This window comes from Brachybacterium paraconglomeratum, assembly GCF_039541415.1.
Taxonomy (GTDB): Bacteria; Actinomycetota; Actinomycetes; order Actinomycetales; family Dermabacteraceae; genus Brachybacterium; species Brachybacterium paraconglomeratum_A.
The window spans coordinates 81,531-95,408 of record NZ_BAABGE010000009.1 but is presented as its reverse complement, the minus strand read 5'-3'; the positions used below and the strand labels follow the sequence as shown (position 1 = coordinate 95,408).

General features: G+C 70.1%; 15 protein-coding genes. 9 read left to right on the top strand and 6 right to left on the bottom strand.

The annotated features are described in order from the left end of the window. Positions 1-2: 2 nt before the first annotated feature. A complete protein-coding gene (locus tag ABD893_RS14160) occupies positions 3-656 on the bottom strand; it encodes a GOLPH3/VPS74 family protein (RefSeq protein ID WP_345081580.1) in 654 nt (217 codons plus the stop codon). A 119-nt stretch (positions 657-775) separates the two neighbouring features. Here ABD893_RS14160 and ABD893_RS14155 point away from each other — a divergent pair, with 119 nt between their 5' ends. Further along, entirely contained in the window at positions 776-1,243 is a 468-nt protein-coding gene (locus ABD893_RS14155; RefSeq protein ID WP_345081577.1) for a DUF3817 domain-containing protein, read from the top strand. 124 nt (positions 1,244-1,367) lie between these two features. Here the strand turns inward: ABD893_RS14155 and ABD893_RS14150 are convergent, their stop codons facing one another. Beyond that, on the bottom strand, positions 1,368-2,447 hold the full coding sequence (locus ABD893_RS14150) for a hypothetical protein (protein ID WP_345081575.1): 1,080 nt from the start codon (positions 2,445-2,447) through the stop codon (positions 1,368-1,370). A gap of 139 nt (positions 2,448-2,586) precedes the next feature. Between ABD893_RS14150 and rlmC the strand changes: the two genes are divergently transcribed. Genes rlmC through ABD893_RS14135 form a run of 3 tightly spaced genes read left to right on the top strand, consistent with a single transcriptional unit; the run spans position 2,587 to position 5,563 of the window. Then, complete coding sequence (gene rlmC, locus ABD893_RS14145) at positions 2,587-3,771, top strand: 23S rRNA (uracil(747)-C(5))-methyltransferase RlmC (RefSeq protein ID WP_345081571.1); 1,185 nt, start codon at positions 2,587-2,589, stop codon at positions 3,769-3,771. A gap of 56 nt (positions 3,772-3,827) precedes the next feature. Then, on the top strand, positions 3,828-4,505 hold the full coding sequence (locus ABD893_RS14140; RefSeq protein ID WP_345081567.1) for an SRPBCC domain-containing protein: 678 nt from the start codon (positions 3,828-3,830) through the stop codon (positions 4,503-4,505). Then, complete coding sequence (locus tag ABD893_RS14135) at positions 4,502-5,563, top strand: asparaginase (RefSeq protein ID WP_345081564.1); 1,062 nt, start codon at positions 4,502-4,504, stop codon at positions 5,561-5,563. The genes ABD893_RS14140 and ABD893_RS14135 overlap by 4 nt, the downstream gene beginning before the upstream one ends. Before the next feature lie 18 nt (positions 5,564-5,581). Here the strand turns inward: ABD893_RS14135 and ABD893_RS14130 are convergent, their stop codons facing one another. Both ABD893_RS14130 and ABD893_RS14125 read right to left on the bottom strand, forming a co-directional pair. After that, a complete protein-coding gene (locus ABD893_RS14130; RefSeq protein ID WP_345081560.1) occupies positions 5,582-6,928 on the bottom strand; it encodes an alkaline phosphatase family protein in 1,347 nt (448 codons plus the stop codon). Positions 6,929-7,186: 258 nt separating this feature from the next. Then, on the bottom strand, positions 7,187-7,609 hold the full coding sequence (locus tag ABD893_RS14125) for a VOC family protein (RefSeq protein ID WP_345081557.1): 423 nt from the start codon (positions 7,607-7,609) through the stop codon (positions 7,187-7,189). 189 nt (positions 7,610-7,798) lie between these two features. On the opposite strand from ABD893_RS14125, the gene ABD893_RS14120 reads away from it, so the two are divergent. Together ABD893_RS14120 and ABD893_RS14115 are read left to right on the top strand one after the other, a co-directional pair. Beyond that, the gene (locus ABD893_RS14120) at positions 7,799-8,713 is read left to right on the top strand and encodes a sulfurtransferase (protein ID WP_345081554.1); all 915 of its coding nucleotides are present in this window, start codon (positions 7,799-7,801) and stop codon (positions 8,711-8,713) included. After that, complete coding sequence (locus tag ABD893_RS14115) at positions 8,710-9,186, top strand: SufE family protein (RefSeq protein WP_345081551.1); 477 nt, start codon at positions 8,710-8,712, stop codon at positions 9,184-9,186. Before ABD893_RS14120 ends, ABD893_RS14115 begins: the two co-directional genes overlap by 4 nt. 72 nt (positions 9,187-9,258) lie before the next feature. Here ABD893_RS14115 and ABD893_RS14110 read toward each other — a convergent pair whose 3' ends face one another. Beyond that, the gene (locus tag ABD893_RS14110; protein ID WP_345081548.1) at positions 9,259-10,131 is read right to left on the bottom strand and encodes a hypothetical protein; all 873 of its coding nucleotides are present in this window, start codon (positions 10,129-10,131) and stop codon (positions 9,259-9,261) included. Between the two features lie 290 nt (positions 10,132-10,421). Here ABD893_RS14110 and ABD893_RS14105 point away from each other — a divergent pair, with 290 nt between their 5' ends. Next, positions 10,422-11,780, top strand: a complete 1,359-nt coding sequence (locus ABD893_RS14105) for a M20/M25/M40 family metallo-hydrolase (RefSeq protein WP_345081545.1) — start codon at positions 10,422-10,424, stop codon at positions 11,778-11,780. A 58-nt stretch (positions 11,781-11,838) separates the two neighbouring features. Here ABD893_RS14105 and ABD893_RS14100 read toward each other — a convergent pair whose 3' ends face one another. After that, positions 11,839-12,522 (bottom strand): TetR/AcrR family transcriptional regulator, encoded by a 684-nt coding sequence (locus tag ABD893_RS14100; RefSeq protein WP_345081542.1) that lies wholly within the window; start codon positions 12,520-12,522, stop codon positions 11,839-11,841. Between the two features lie 85 nt (positions 12,523-12,607). On the opposite strand from ABD893_RS14100, the gene ABD893_RS14095 reads away from it, so the two are divergent. Next, positions 12,608-13,477: a hypothetical protein gene (locus ABD893_RS14095; protein ID WP_345081539.1), complete on the top strand. Its 870-nt coding sequence runs from the start codon at positions 12,608-12,610 to the stop codon at positions 13,475-13,477. Between the two features lie 85 nt (positions 13,478-13,562). Continuing rightward, positions 13,563-13,844 carry an HPr family phosphocarrier protein gene (locus tag ABD893_RS14090; protein WP_345081536.1) on the top strand — a complete coding sequence of 94 codons (282 nt, stop codon included), beginning with the start codon at positions 13,563-13,565 and terminating at the stop codon, positions 13,842-13,844. Positions 13,845-13,878 lie beyond the last annotated feature (34 nt).

Below are 13,878 nucleotides of genomic sequence, written 5' to 3'. Positions count from 1 at the left end.
TTCTAGCTGATGACAGTGGTGGTCGTGGCGGCGGTCGTCATCATCACCGCAGTCATGTCAACCATGATCCGCTTGACGGCCTTCGCCGCCGGGTGGTGAAGGTCCAGCGCCTTGATCCGCTGGTCGAGCTCGCGACGGCCGAGGCCGGGCAGGTCGTCCTTGAGGATGCGGTGGGCAATGCCGAGGGCGCGCAGCAGCTCGAGCAGGATGCCGTCCTGCAGGCTCGCCGTCGCGGGATCGGTGAGGCCAGCTGCGAGGCGGGCGCGCAGGGCGCGCTCCAGGGTGTCGTCGTGGGTCGGCCAGCTGGTGGTGAACCAGCCGTCCTTGCGCCGCACCGCACCCACGGCGGCGAACCCCTCTCCGATCACCTCGGTGAGGTCCATCGAACGGTGGGAGATGACGGTGCTGATCGCCTTCCCGTCGAGCGTGGCGAGCGCGTCGAGTGCCTGATCCAGCACCGGCAGGTCCGTGGGCGCGGTGTCGCGCACCTGGATCTTCGGCGTGCGCTCCTCACTGAGGTCGATCTTCTCCCGCAGCGCCAACTCGGCGACCGCGGCGGCGGCGAGCGCCTGCTTGCGGTAGTAGGTCGAGTCCTGGCGGCCGGCATCGTTGGTCAGGAGCAGGAAAAGCTCTCCGGGGATCGTCTGCGTCATCATCCCCCTACTGTGAGGCTCCGCACGTCCGCGTGCCACCTCTGATCGTTCACCAGCAGATCCTTCTTTCGTCGGGGCCCACACCCAGCGGGCATCGAGTGACAGCTGGCACCATCAACCCCATGCGCCTGTTCTCGACTCCCTCCCGCCTCTACCGGGTGCTCGCCTTCGCCGAGATGATCACCTGGACCCTGCTGCTGGCCGGCATGTTCCTGAAGTACGTGGTGCAGTCCACCGAGCTGCTGGTCCGCATCGGCGGCGGGTTGCACGGCTTCACCTTCATCGCCTACGTGGTGGTGACGGTGCTGGTCGCGATCGACCAGAAGTGGCGGCTGAAGGATCTGCTGCTGGGCATCGGCTCGGCGATCATCCCCTATCTCACGGTGCCCTTCGAGCGCTCGGCGATGCGCCGCGGCCTGCTCAGCGACACCTGGCGGCTGCGCGAGGAGAAGGGTCGCACGCCGCTGGAGCGCCTGGTCTCCCTCGCGCTGCGCCACCCGCTCCCGGCAGTGCTGATCGCCCTCGTCGCGATCGCGCTCGTGTTCTCGGTGCTGCTCTCCCTGGGCCCGCCCACCGAGTGGTTCGCCTGAGCTCTCAGCCCGCGCAGCGCTGCTGAGCAGCCGGCCTGAACGGGTCTGCTGAGCAGTTCTGTTGAGCAGTCCGCCGGCACAGTTCTGCTGAACAGCTCGCCTGCAGGCCACGGGTGGCCGTCGCTCAGTGCGGCGGCACGATCGGATCGATCCGCACCACCTCGCCGCCGCGCAGGTGCAGGCGGCTGATCTCGACCACGGGGGATCGCTGGGAGAGCCGCGGGACCGGCGGCTGATCCGGTTCCGGCGGCAGCGCCTCCCCGAAGCACACTCCGCAGCCCTGCACGGACAGCGCCTGCGAACGCCGCGCCTCCCAGTCCACCTGCGCTGCATGCGCGGCCCGGATCCACGGCCCGCCATGGGGGCGGCAGGGACCTGCTCCATCCACCCCCTGCAGCGGACACTGCGCAGGCCGTGCTGTGACCAGCAGGTCAAGACCCATGAGCTCGGGGATACGGGGATCGGCGCCGGTAGGGAACACGTCCAGGCCACCCGGCCCGATCCGCAGCACCGCTCCCTGCCCTTGCTCGACAGCAATCAGCAGGGCACTCTCGAGCGCCTGGTCCGGGTGGGAGGCGAGCAGATCCTCGCGCGCAGCGGCAGCGGGCTCGAACCAGTCCCGCTGATTCCCGACGAGTGCTCCGAGGGCGACCGGTCCGCCCCGGCGACGCAGTGCGGCTGCGACGGCGGGGCGACGGAACCAGCTCAGCGCAGGCGGACGCACCGCGCGGGGCTTCCCCTCCACCGGGGCGCCGGCGCGGGCCCCTTCGCGGCTGGGCCGGGCGGGCTGCTCAGGGGGCTGGGTGCGCACTTCGAAGGGGGCCTGGTTGCCGCGGAGATCGGCGACGATCGTGCCCTCTGGGCTGAGGGTGGGCAGCACCGGCCCCAACGCCGGCACCACCAGCCAGGAGTGCGCGAGCTCGAGCGGCCGACGGTCCCGCAGGGTGTTGCGCACGATCTGCGGTGCGGGCGGGGTGGTGGGGCGACGCCGACGATAGGCGAGCTCCTCCTCTGCGTCCCCGCGGAAGCCGCCCCCCTCCGCACCCTGCTCCTCGGCGAACTGGGCGGGCTGCGCATCGGCGAACAGTCCCGGGTCCGCGCTCGCGGTGATCGGGCCGACGCCCGGCAGATCCAGCTCGATCAGCTGGTCGCGCCAGGACGTGGCCAGAGGGTCGCTGTCCAGCGAGTCGTGACCCAGGTGCATGTTCCCTGCCTTCCGACGTGGGCCTGTCGAGAGAGCGCAGCCGTGTCTCATGACCCGTCTGCGACGTTAGTGAAGGGGTCCGACAGTCGAAGCCCCGGCTGGCTCCCGGAGCGCTCTGCGCGCCTCGTAGACTCCTGGGGTGCGGTGCCATCATTTCGAGTCCGGTGAGTGCAGGTCCTGCACTCTCCTGGACCTCCCCCGCCCCCGCCAGATCGCCGAAGGCCGGGAACGCGTCGAGCAGCTGCTCGCGCCGTTCCTCTCCCCCGGCACTGCCTGGGGCGCCCCGCTGCTCGGCGCCGATTCCGGCTTCCGTGCGCGCGGGAAGATGGCCGTGGCCGGCACCGCCCAGGAGCCTCGGCTGACCCTGCCGGGCCAGGCCCAGGGTGTGGATCTCTGCGACTGCCCGCTCTATCCGGACGGTGTCGAGGACATTCTCGAAGGGGCCAAAGCCCTGATCCGTCGCGCGCAGGTGCCGCCCTATGACGTCGCCCGTCGCCGCGGTGAGGTCAAGAACGTGCTGGTGACCGCCTCCCCCGACGGTGAGCATGTGCTGCGCCTGGTGCTGCGCAGCGAGCAGGCGCTCGAGCGGATCCGCGAGCATCTGCCCCGGCTGCTCGAGGCCCACCCGTCGGTGGTCGCGGTCTCGGCGAACATCCACCCGGACCACACCACCGCGGTCGAGGGCGAGCAGGAGATTCCCCTGGCCGGCGCCGCCTCGATCGCGGTGCGCACCGGGGATGTGACGCTGTTCGCGCGTCCCCAGTCCTTCCTGCAGACCCACACCGAGGTCGCCGGGAAGCTGTACCGCCAGGCTGCGGAATGGGTTGCCCAGTGGGTCACGGAACGGGTCACGGAGACCGCGCCGGGGAACTCTCCGCGGTTCTGGGACCTCTACTGCGGGCTGGGCGGATTCGCGCTCCACGCGGCGCTGGCCGCACCCACCGCTCACGTCACCGGGGTGGAGGTCTCTGCGCAGGCCATCGATGGGGCCCGCGAGGCCGCCGCCGCCCAGGACATCGCCGCAGAATTCCTCGCCGCGGATGCCACCGACTGGGCGATCGAGACCGCCACCGGCGCCGACGGCCCTCCCGACCTCGTGATCGTGAACCCGCCCCGCCGCGGCCTGGGATCACGCCTGGCCAGCTGGCTCGAGGACTCCGGAGTGCGCGATGTGCTCTACTCCAGCTGCAATCCGACGACCCTCGCCACCGACCTCGCCGCCATGCCCTCGTTGCGCATCACCGCAGGCCGTTTCGTGGACATGTTCCCGCACACCGAGCACGCCGAGGTGATCGTGCGACTTCGCCGCACTGATCCGACCTGACCTGACGCACCAGACCTGACACAGTGGGTCCCATATTCCGCCTTCCAAGGAGCTCCATGACTGCCACACCCTCCAGCCAGCTGACCGACGTCACCCGCACCGTCACCCTCGCCCCGGACGGCAACACCGTCACGCTCGAGCAGACCTTCCCGGTCCACCCCGAGGAGCTGTGGTCCGCTCTCACCATCGGCTCGCACCTCGAGGTGTGGTTCGGCCGCGCGAGCGGTGAGGCAGTCGAAGGCGGTCGTTACACGCTTCCCGATATGGAGACCCGCGGCAAGGTGCTCGCCATCGAGGAGCCCTCCCGCCTGCTGCTGAGCTGGGAGGTCGGCAAGAGCAGCACCCGGCTGGAGCTGCTGGTCGCTCCGGTGGAGGCTGCTGCGGATGGCGCCGACGAGAACGAAGCGCAGGCAGCCCCGGTCGGCTCCCGCCTCACCCTTCGCCACACCGTCCCGGAAGACGCCCACTGGAAGACCTTCGGCCCCGCGGCGACCGGTCTCGGATGGGACGCGGCGCTCTACGCGCTCGCGCTCCATCTGCAGGACCCTTCGGTGGATCTGATCCCGCAGCTCGGAGACTTCGCCGGCTCCGAGGAGGGTGAAGAGTTCACCCGCGCCACTGCGGACGCCTGGTTCGAGGCGCACATCGCCACCGGGGTGGACAAGAAGCCGGCCCGCAAGGCCTCGGTACGCACCGCAGACTTCTACCTCGGCGAGGAGCCGGAGCTGTCGTGACCAGCACGCCGGAGCCGTGGCGGCCGGCGTCGTACGGGCCTGCCGCGCAGGGGCCACAGGACGCACCGGAGTCGCCCGCCGTCACCCTGCTCACGCTCGGTGGCACCATCTTCATGACCCAGGCCTCCGAGGGCGGGCACGCCGTTCCCGATGACACCGCCGGGGACCGTCTGCGCGAGACACTCATGGACGGGATCGACCTCACCTCGCGGGCGATCGCGAACGTCTCCTCGTCCAATGTGCGCCCGCGGCATCTGCGTGAGGTGCTCGAGCATGCCCGGCGTGCGGTGGACGAAGGTGCCGACGGGGTGGTGCTCACCCACGGCACCGACACCCTCGAGGAGACGGCCTTCGTGCTGAACCGCTACTGGGACCGCGAGGCGCCGCTGGTGGTCACCGGCGCGATGCGGCCGGCGAGCGCTCCGGGCGCAGATGGTCCCGCGAACCTGCGCGACGCGGTGTCCACGGCGGTCGCCCCGTCGGCCCGCGGCTGGGGTGTGCTGGTGGTGTTCGACGGCCACGTGCACCTCGCAGACCAGGTCACCAAGGCGTCCTCCCGCTCCCTCTCCGCTTTCGCCTCCGCCCCGTCAGGGCCGTTCGCGAAGGTCGACGAGGGCGACCTGCACCTGCTGCACCGGCCCTTCGACCGCGCAGCCCGGGTCGCTGGTGTGCCCTCGGACAGGTTCCCCCAGGTCCCGGTCCTGTCCGCGGGCCTCGACGAGGACTTCGCCCTGCTGGACCACGTCCCGGCGCGCGCCATCGAAGGGCTCGTGATCGCCGGGGTCGGGATGGGGCACGTCTCCCCCGCTGCGATGCCGCGCCTGCGCCGACTGCTCGAGACCGGCACACCCGTGGTGGTCGCGACCCGCATCGCCTCCGGCGGCACCTCGACCTACCACTACGCCTATCCGGGCAGCGAGGTGGACCTGCTGGAGGTGGGTGCGCTGATGGCAGGGTTCCTGCCTCCCGCGCAGGCCCGACTCCTCCTGCAGGCCCTCCTCGCCGACGGTGCAGATCCGGACCGGATCCGCGAGTCCTTCGAGGCCTACGCCAGCTGAGCTCTCAGAACGGGAACTTCAGACCCGGGCCCGCAGGATTTCGCCGACCACGGCGCCGTCGGCGTCGGGGAACTCGAGCCCCAGCAGGTGAGCGAAGGTCGCCGCCTCATCGGTCACGGTGCAGTGGGTGAAGCGCACGTCCTCGGCGATGTCGGGCCCGACCATCGCGAACACTGCCTGGATGTCCTGCTCGGGCAGGTGGCCGTGCTGGGAGATCAGGAAGGTGTAGTCCGCATCGAAGCGGCCGTACAGCGAGCGGCCCTCCCAGAGGTTCTGGAAGTTGGTGCCGCTGGTGCCCTCGAGCACGCCGAAGAAGGGACCCGCATAGCCGTAGTCCTCGGTCATATCCGCCAGTGCGTGGAAGTCCGCGACCGGGATCTCGGGATCATCGATCCATTCATCGACCAGGGCCAGCACCTTCTCCACCGTGACGTCATCCGCCTCGGGGTTCAGGTGCAGCTGGCCGGTGAGCCCGCAGCCGTGCACCCAGGCGTCCCAGCTGCTGACCTCCCCGGACTCGTCGAGCCTCACGAACCCGCGTTCGACCAGCAGGTTGTTGGCCCGGAAGCAGCGGCCCACCTCGACATGCCCGTGGTCGGAGACGATCGCGATGTTGGTCTCCTCCGCGATCCCCGCCTCCTCGAGGGCGGTGAGGATCTCGCCGATCCAGCCGTCGACCCGTTCGAAGGCTTCCTTGACCTCGGCGGTGAAGCGGCCGGTGGCGTGGCGGGCGGAGTCCACGTCGACCAGGTGCACGAACAGCACGTCGGGCTGATCGGTGCGGAGGATGTCGGTGGCGACAGCGGTGTTGAAACGCCCGAACTTGTGCTTGCGCTCCCAGCTGATCTCCCCCGCATGACGGTCCACGTACTCGCGGCCGCGCGGAGTGGAGGCGTCCCGCAGCACAGCGAGGGTCGGCTCGAGGCCGCCGCGGTCCCAGATCTCCGGCACCGCGATATCGATCGAGGGCGACCAGCCGGTCACCGGCCAGCCCACCGTGGCGGTGGTGAGCCCCTGCTCCTTCGCGAGGTCAAAGATCGTGGGGGCGGTGATGTCGCGCGCATCCCAGAACCAGTCGGGAGTTCGCACGCCCGGGGAGACCTTCTCGTTGGCGTAGATGCCGTGCCCGTCGGCGGTGCGGGCGGTGGTCTGGGAGGTGTGGTTCGGGTAGGTCACGGTGGGGTAGATCGCCTCGGCGCTGCCCCAGCCGCCGGCGAGGATACGGGCGAAGTTCGGCAGGGTGCGGGCGAAGGGGACATCGACATCGCTCATCGCGTCGACCGAGAGCACCACCAGGCGGTGGCGCTGACCGGGGGCGGTGCCTGCGGGACTCTCGGGACGGGAGGTCTGGACGGTATCGCTCACGGGGACTCCTCAGGTGCGGCATGGGTGGAAGCGCTCCCACGCTAGGAGTGCCCGGTCACGCCCCGGGGGCGCCGCGGTGAACTCCGCAGGAACAGGCTCCTCGGATCTGTTCATCGTCAGCTCTGCTCACCATCCGGTGCGCTCGCCGCCGGCTCTGCTCACCACCGCCCGGGCCGCTCCACCTGTCCGGAGGTGGGGCGGCCCGGCGCGTCAGGCTCCGTGCCTCCGACGGAGCGGTCTCTCAGACGGAACGGCGCCTCAGAGAGACAGGCACAAGCAGAACGGGTGCCCCGCCGGGTCGAGGTAGACCCGGAAGCTGCCCGAGCCGGAGGGCTGATGCTCATGGACGACCGCGCCGAGCGCGAGCGCGCGCGGTTCAGCCGCCTCGATGTCCGAGACGGCGAAATCGAGGTGGAACTGCTGGGGATGCTCTCCACCCGGCCAGGTCGGGCGCTGGTAGTCGTCGATGCGCTGGAAGGCGAGGGTGGACTGTCCTCCTGGCTCGTCGGCCGAGATCCGACCTGCCGGCGGCAGCAGCTCGGCCCAGTCGGAGTCGCTGCCCTCCTCCACGCGCCAGCCCATGAGCTTCGCGTAGAAGGTCGCGAGCTGCAGCGCGTCGGGACAGTCCATGACGGTGACATCGAGCAGCGGGATGACGGGTTCCTGATCCGGATTCTCCATGCGCCCACCGTAGGACCGGAGCGGCCCAGGGGGAAGAGGCGCGCGCTGTCTTCCGCGAGTGGATGGGGCTGCCTCCCGCGGGCGACGGAGAATCCTCCGAGGGCGAAGAGCCCTGTACGCCATTGCCCGTGCTCCGGTGACACACTGGGGGTATACGCCGCGTGCCATCGACCGTCGAAAGGTGAACTGATGACCGTTCCTGTTGATCCCACCCCTGCCCTGCAGGAGTACGCCCACCCCGAGAAGCTGGTGACCACGCAGTGGCTCGCCGATCAGATTGCTGCCGGCCGCCCCGACGGGCTCGTCGTCGTCGAATCAGATGAGGATGTGCTGCTCTACGAGACCGGCCATATCCCTGGTGCGGTGAAGGTCGACTGGCACCTGGACCTCAACGACCCGGTCACCCGCGACTATGTGGACGGCGAGGGTTTCGCGAAGCTCATGGACGCCTCCGGCATCACCCGCGAGACCACCGTCGTGGTCTACGGCGACAAGTCCAACTGGTGGGCCGCCTACGCCCTGTGGGTCTTCGAACTGTTCGGTCACTCCGACGTGCGCCTGCTCGACGGCGGCCGTGCGGCCTGGCAGGCCGAGGGCCGCGAGATGACCACCTCCGACGACGGCCGCCCCGCGCCGACCAGCGGATATCCCGTCGTCGAGCGCGAGGACGCCCCGATCCGGGCCTACCGCGAGGATGTGCTGGACTTCCTCGGTGGGCCGCTGATCGATGTGCGCTCCCCCCAGGAGTACTCCGGCGAGCGCACCCACATGCCGGACTACCCCCAGGAGGGCACCGTGCGCGGTGGGCACATCCCCACCGCACGCTCGGTGCCGTGGGCCCGCGCCGCCGCCGAGGATGGCCGCTTCAAGGCGCGCGCTGAGCTCGAGGCGATCTACCAGGGCGAGCTCGGTTTCGACACCGCCACCCCCACGGTCGTGTACTGCCGCATCGGAGAGCGTTCGGCGCACACCTGGTTCGCGCTGACCTACCTGCTGGGCTTCGAGAACGTGCGCAACTACGACGGCTCCTGGACCGAGTGGGGCAACGGCGTGCGCCTGCCGATCGCGCAGGGCACCGAGCCGGGCGAGGTCCCCACGCGATGACCGGCAGCACCACCTCCGACGCCGCTTCCGGCGCAGACCTCCCCGCTGCCTTCGCCGAGATCGCCGAGGATTTCCACGCCCTGACCGGGCGGGACCGGCTGCAGCTGCTGCTGGACTTCTCGAACGATCTGCCGGCCCTGCCCGAGCGCTACGCGGAGCATCCCGAGCTGCTCGAGCCGGTCCCGGAGTGCCAGTCGCCGATCTTCCTGATCACCGAGGTGGAGGGCACCGGCCGCGAGGCGATCGCGCGTCTGTTCTTCTCCGCCCCACCGGAAGCGCCGACCACTCGCGGCTTTGCGTCCATCCTGGCGGAGGCGCTGGACGGCCGCAGCGTCGGCGAGGTGCTCGACACCCCGGAGACGGTCACCGGCGCACTGGGCCTGGCCGAGGTGGTCAGCCCGCTGCGGCTGAACGGCATGGCCGGGATGCTCGCCCGCATCAAGCGTCAGCTCACGGTGAAGGCCGGCATCTGACCCGTGAAGTGACGGCGCCGCTTCCCCACCGGGAGCGGCGCCGCATCGTCGTCCCCGCCGGCGAGCAGTGACTCAGACCGAGGGCGGGGTGCGCGGGCCAGCCTCCGGCGGCTTCCGCTGCCCGCCCGTCGTGTCGCGGTGGCCGTACCTCTCGTACGCCCTGCCCGCCGCACGCTCCGCGCCCGAGCGGAGCACCCCGAAGGCCGCGCGTCCTGCCTCGGACTGCGCGAACTCGAAGGCTGAGCGTGCTCGTCGGCTGAAGTCGGCGCGCTCCTCGGCGGTGGCGTGCTCGTCCCCGGGGCCGCCGGATGGCGAGGCGAAGTCCTCGTCGACCTCTCCGCTCTCGACTCGGGCATGCCGATCTCGGGCGACTTTCAGCTCGAGCGGCACTCGCACCTGTCGCACCAGCGCGGTGCGCGTGTCCTCGCGGATCTGTGCGGCCTGCTCATCGAGGTAGTCCTCGAGCGCAGCGCCGCCATCCTGCAGCGCGAAAGCCCTGCCCAGCAGGAACGACGCGAGATCGGAAGCGACCTCGGGCGAGAGGCCGTAGTCATCGGAGGAGCCCCGCGCATCGCGCAGCTCCACCGCGTCATCACGCTCGAGCGGGCTGGGGGCGATATCCACGGCGCTCAGCACATCTTCCACGAAAGAGTGGAAGGCGGCGTCGCCGGGCACATCGGCCTGGCGCAGCTCCACCCTGCTGGTCCCGTCGGGCAGGCGCAGCCGCGAGATGCCCTCCCGGGCGAATTCATCCTGCGCTGCGCGGCGCAGCAGGCGACGGGCGGCCCTCTCCAGATGGCCGGCATCCGCATCACGGGGGATCTCGGGCGCCACCGCCCTCGCGTCGGCGACCAAGGACGCGCGGGCGCTCGCTGACTCGGCGCGCTTGCGCACCGTGCCCGGAAGCGCGGCGAGCCGTTCTCTGAACGTGAAGATCTGCACCATGGGCGCACCTCCTGGAGGAGTGGGCGTGAAGTCTCCATCGTACGGACGTCGATGGTTGAGGCTGAACAGTTCGACCGCGCCCATCTCGAAGGCTGATCGACGTATTGCGAGCTTGCGAGCGACAGAAGACCAGCCAGATGGCAGCGCTGATCGACGTATTGCGAGCTTGCGAGCGACAGGAGACCAGCCAGATGGCAGCGCTGATCGACGCAGCGCGGGCCTGAACCCTTCCGCGAGGTCCGGGTGGCCCCGAGTACGGTGAGGGCACCCGACCCCAGGAGGACCCCGGCATGCCGATCGCCGCCCCCACTGCTGAAGAGCTCATCACGCTGCAGGACGAGGCTGTCCGCTTCACCCGCGAGCTGATCCGCATCGACACCACGAACTTCGGCGGGAACGACCCCGCCACCTGGGGCAAGGGAGAGAGCGAAGCGGCGGAGCACGTCGCCGCGGCGCTGCGCGAGGTGGGGCTCGAGCCGACCGTCCTCGAATCTGCACCCGGCCGCCCCAGCGTGATGGTGACGATCCCGGGCGAGGATCGCTCGCGCGGCGGTCTCATCCTCCACGGCCACCTCGACGTGGTCCCCGCAAAGGCGGAGGACTGGTCTGTGGACCCCTTCGCCGCCGAGCTGATCGATGGCATGATCTACGGCCGCGGCGCCGTGGACATGAAAGACATGGTGGGGATGCTCCTCGCGATCGCCCGTCACCTCGCCCGCACGGGGCAGGTCCCGCCCCGAGACCTGATGTTCGCCTTCTTCGCCGACGAGGAGAACGGCAGCGTGTGGGGCGCGCAGTGGCTGGTCGAGAACCATCCCGAGCTGTTCGAGGGCATGACCGAGGCGATCAGCGAGGTGGGCGGCTACTCGATCACCCTCCCCGAGCAGGAGAGCGGCCAGGACGTGCGCGCCTACCTGGTCCAGACGGCAGAGAAGGGCCTGGCCTGGGGGCGGCTGCGCGCCCATGGGCGGGCCGGGCACGGCTCCGTCCCTAACGACGAGAACGCCATCGTGCGCCTGGCCCGCGCGATCACCGCGATCGATGCCCATCACTTCCCCGTCGAATACATCGCCAGCGTGCGTGCGCTGTTCGACGGGATCACCGAGATCACCGGCCAGGGCTGGGACGAGGCGGACATCGAGTCCTTCCTGCCGCTGACCGGCGGGGCACGCCACTTCGTCTCCGGCACCCTGCGCGACTCCGCGAACCTGACCATGCTGGACGGCGGCTACAAGGTCAACGTCATCCCGCAGACGGCGGAGGCCGGTTTCGACTGCCGCTTCCTGCCCGGACATCAGGAGGAGGTGCTGGCGCTGCTGGACGAGCTCAGCGGCGAGCACGTCGAGGTGATCATCGACCATGTCGGCGTCTCCGTCGACTCACCGCGCGAGGGGCCGCTGGTCGATGCGATGACCGCCGCCATCCAGGCCGAGGATCCGGGATCCCGGGTGCTCCCCTATGCCTTGAGCGCCGGCACGGACAACAAGCCGCTGAGTGCCCTGGGGATCATCGGCTACGGCTTCGCCCCGCTCCAACTGCCCGCCGATCTCGACTTCGCCCCGCTCTTCCACGGCGTCGACGAGCGGGTGCCGGTCGATGCGGTGCGCTTCGGTGCGAGGGTGCTGCTGCGCCTGGTCAGCGACTGCTGAGCGGGCGCTCAGCCCTCATTGTCCTGCCCTCGGGACCCCGTCCGACGGCGCCCGGCCCTCAGCCTTCAGCGGCCTCGTCTGCGGCCGCGGTGCGGCACAGCGCGAGCAGCTCCGCCGCGGCGATGGGGTCCTCCGGGCCGATTCCGGTGTACCAACTGGGCACGAAGATCAAGATCGTCTCCAGCAGGGAGGTGGCGTCGAGCGCTTCTCCCGCCGCTGCCTGCTGCTCGGTCTCCACCAGCCACTGCGCCGCGAAGGCCAGCTCCGACCCCGCGATGGAGCGACCAGCAGACTCCGTCCGCTGACGCACCGGCACCCGATCTCCGAGGCGGGTCAGGGCTTCCCCATGCAGCTTCGTCATCGTGTCGGCCAGGATCAAGTAGGTCCTGTGGGAGAACTTCCAGTCCAGCGCGCCGCGCAGGAACGCGTGGTGCCGTTCGACGTAGGCCACGAACATCCCGAAACCGAACTGCACCGCCTCCTGCAGGCTCTGCTTCTCCGCGGCGTATGCGCGCCCGCGCTCCCACGCTGCATCGAACATCTGCTGGAACATGGCGCCCATCAGATCGTCGAGCCCCGAGAAGTGGCTGTAGAACGCGGCCCGGCTGACTCCGGCGCGCTTCGCGAGGGCATTGACGGTCACCTCGCCGTCGACGGAGGTGAGGTCTCTGGCTGCGGCGAAGATCGCGGCTCTGGTCCGTGCCGGTCGGGGATCTGGGGCGCGGTCGCTCGTGCTGGACATCTGGCCATAGTAGCGCCGGGATGATCCCCGAGGCCTGCACCGATGTCGCGGGGCGAGACAGCAGTCCGTGGGGCAGGATGGGGGCATGCGCTCCTTCCTGTCCGACCTGACCGGACGCCACCAGCCGCGGAGCCACCCGCTGCTGGAGAGGCTGCGCGGCCAGACTGTCATCCACACCCGGGTCGCCTCCCGGGGCACCTGGACCATCACGGCCAGAGGCTGGGTACTGCACTCCCGGATCCAGCAGCTGGACGGCCTGGCGCTGCACGGTGACGCACTGGAGAGCAACCCCTCGGCCGCCGTCGGCCTGCGGGATCCTCGCCTGGTGGGCGCCACGATCTATGACGCGGAGCTGCTCGGCGACGGGCTCCTGACGCTGACGCTGCAGAACTCTCAGGGCCCGCTGAGCCTGAGCACCGTCCCTCGCTGGCAGCTCGACGCACCGCGCGGGGCGATGCTCCAGGCCGACGAGAAAGGCGAGCTCACCTCCCGCCTGGCGGGGCCGCCGATGCATGCCACCCCCGCAGCCCTCGCCGAGCACGCCGCCTCCCCTCGCAGCGGTATCGAGGAGCGCCTGCTGGCGATGGGCCGTGAACAGTGGCTGCATCCCGGGCATGTGGTGACCGTTCTGGCCAATGCAGGAGCTCTGGACGATGCGGAGTTCGAGCGACGCGGGCCGCTGCTGCTGGCCCGGCTGATCGCCCGCGAGGAGATCCGGGCCGGTTTCGTGACTGCGGGTCGTTTCACTCCCTGGAACCTGTCGCTCCAGGAAGTCATCGAGCACATCGCCACCACCTGGACAGCGATCGGAGGACGCTCGCCGGGCGCCGACATGATCGCCTGGTTCGAGCTGACCGACGTCGGCCGCGAAACCCTGGGCCCCACCAGCGACCAGACCATGCCGCCGGGGATGTCGGGATACGACTCCCCTGGCGTGGTCGGCGGTTTCCGGTGAACAGCAGTCGCACCGTGGGCGAGTCACCGCCGGAGGGTGAGCGGCGTTACGCTGAGGGTCGTTCCACGTCGAGAAAGGCGTTCCGATGCCAGCACGTACTGTGAAGGTCGCGAGCACCAGCGGCCTCCATGCCCGCCCCGCGGCAATCTTCTCCCAGTCCGCCAGCGAGCAGCCCGTCGCTGTCACGATCGAGACGGCGGATGCCGGACCGGTGAAGGCGTCCAGCATCCTCATGCTGCTGACGCTGAACGTCGACCACGGCGACGAGGTCACGCTCCGCGCTGAGGGCGAAGGCGCCGAGGAGTCCCTCGAGACGCTCGCCACCCTCCTGGAGACGAATCTCGACAAGGAGTTCCAGGGCAGCTGAGAGTCCCCGGGCAGCTGAGAGTCCCAGGACCGCC

Bases quoted from the DNA above. Each gene is read 5' to 3' on its own strand.
- ABD893_RS14160 (WP_345081580.1), bottom strand. From the start codon at position 656: ATGATGACGCAGACGATCCCCGGAGAGCTTTTCCTGCTCCTGACCAAC.
- ABD893_RS14155 (WP_345081577.1), top strand. From the start codon at position 776: ATGCGCCTGTTCTCGACTCCCTCCCGCCTCTACCGGGTGCTCGCCTTC.
- ABD893_RS14150 (WP_345081575.1), bottom strand. From the start codon at position 2,447: ATGCACCTGGGTCACGACTCGCTGGACAGCGACCCTCTGGCCACGTCC.
- ABD893_RS14140 (WP_345081567.1), top strand. From the start codon at position 3,828: ATGACTGCCACACCCTCCAGCCAGCTGACCGACGTCACCCGCACCGTC.
- ABD893_RS14125 (WP_345081557.1), bottom strand. From the start codon at position 7,609: ATGGAGAATCCGGATCAGGAACCCGTCATCCCGCTGCTCGATGTCACC.
- ABD893_RS14120 (WP_345081554.1), top strand. From the start codon at position 7,799: ATGACCGTTCCTGTTGATCCCACCCCTGCCCTGCAGGAGTACGCCCAC.
- ABD893_RS14115 (WP_345081551.1), top strand. From the start codon at position 8,710: ATGACCGGCAGCACCACCTCCGACGCCGCTTCCGGCGCAGACCTCCCC.
- ABD893_RS14110 (WP_345081548.1), bottom strand. From the start codon at position 10,131: ATGGTGCAGATCTTCACGTTCAGAGAACGGCTCGCCGCGCTTCCGGGC.
- ABD893_RS14105 (WP_345081545.1), top strand. From the start codon at position 10,422: ATGCCGATCGCCGCCCCCACTGCTGAAGAGCTCATCACGCTGCAGGAC.
- ABD893_RS14100 (WP_345081542.1), bottom strand. From the start codon at position 12,522: ATGTCCAGCACGAGCGACCGCGCCCCAGATCCCCGACCGGCACGGACC.
- ABD893_RS14095 (WP_345081539.1), top strand. From the start codon at position 12,608: ATGCGCTCCTTCCTGTCCGACCTGACCGGACGCCACCAGCCGCGGAGC.
- ABD893_RS14090 (WP_345081536.1), top strand. From the start codon at position 13,563: ATGCCAGCACGTACTGTGAAGGTCGCGAGCACCAGCGGCCTCCATGCC.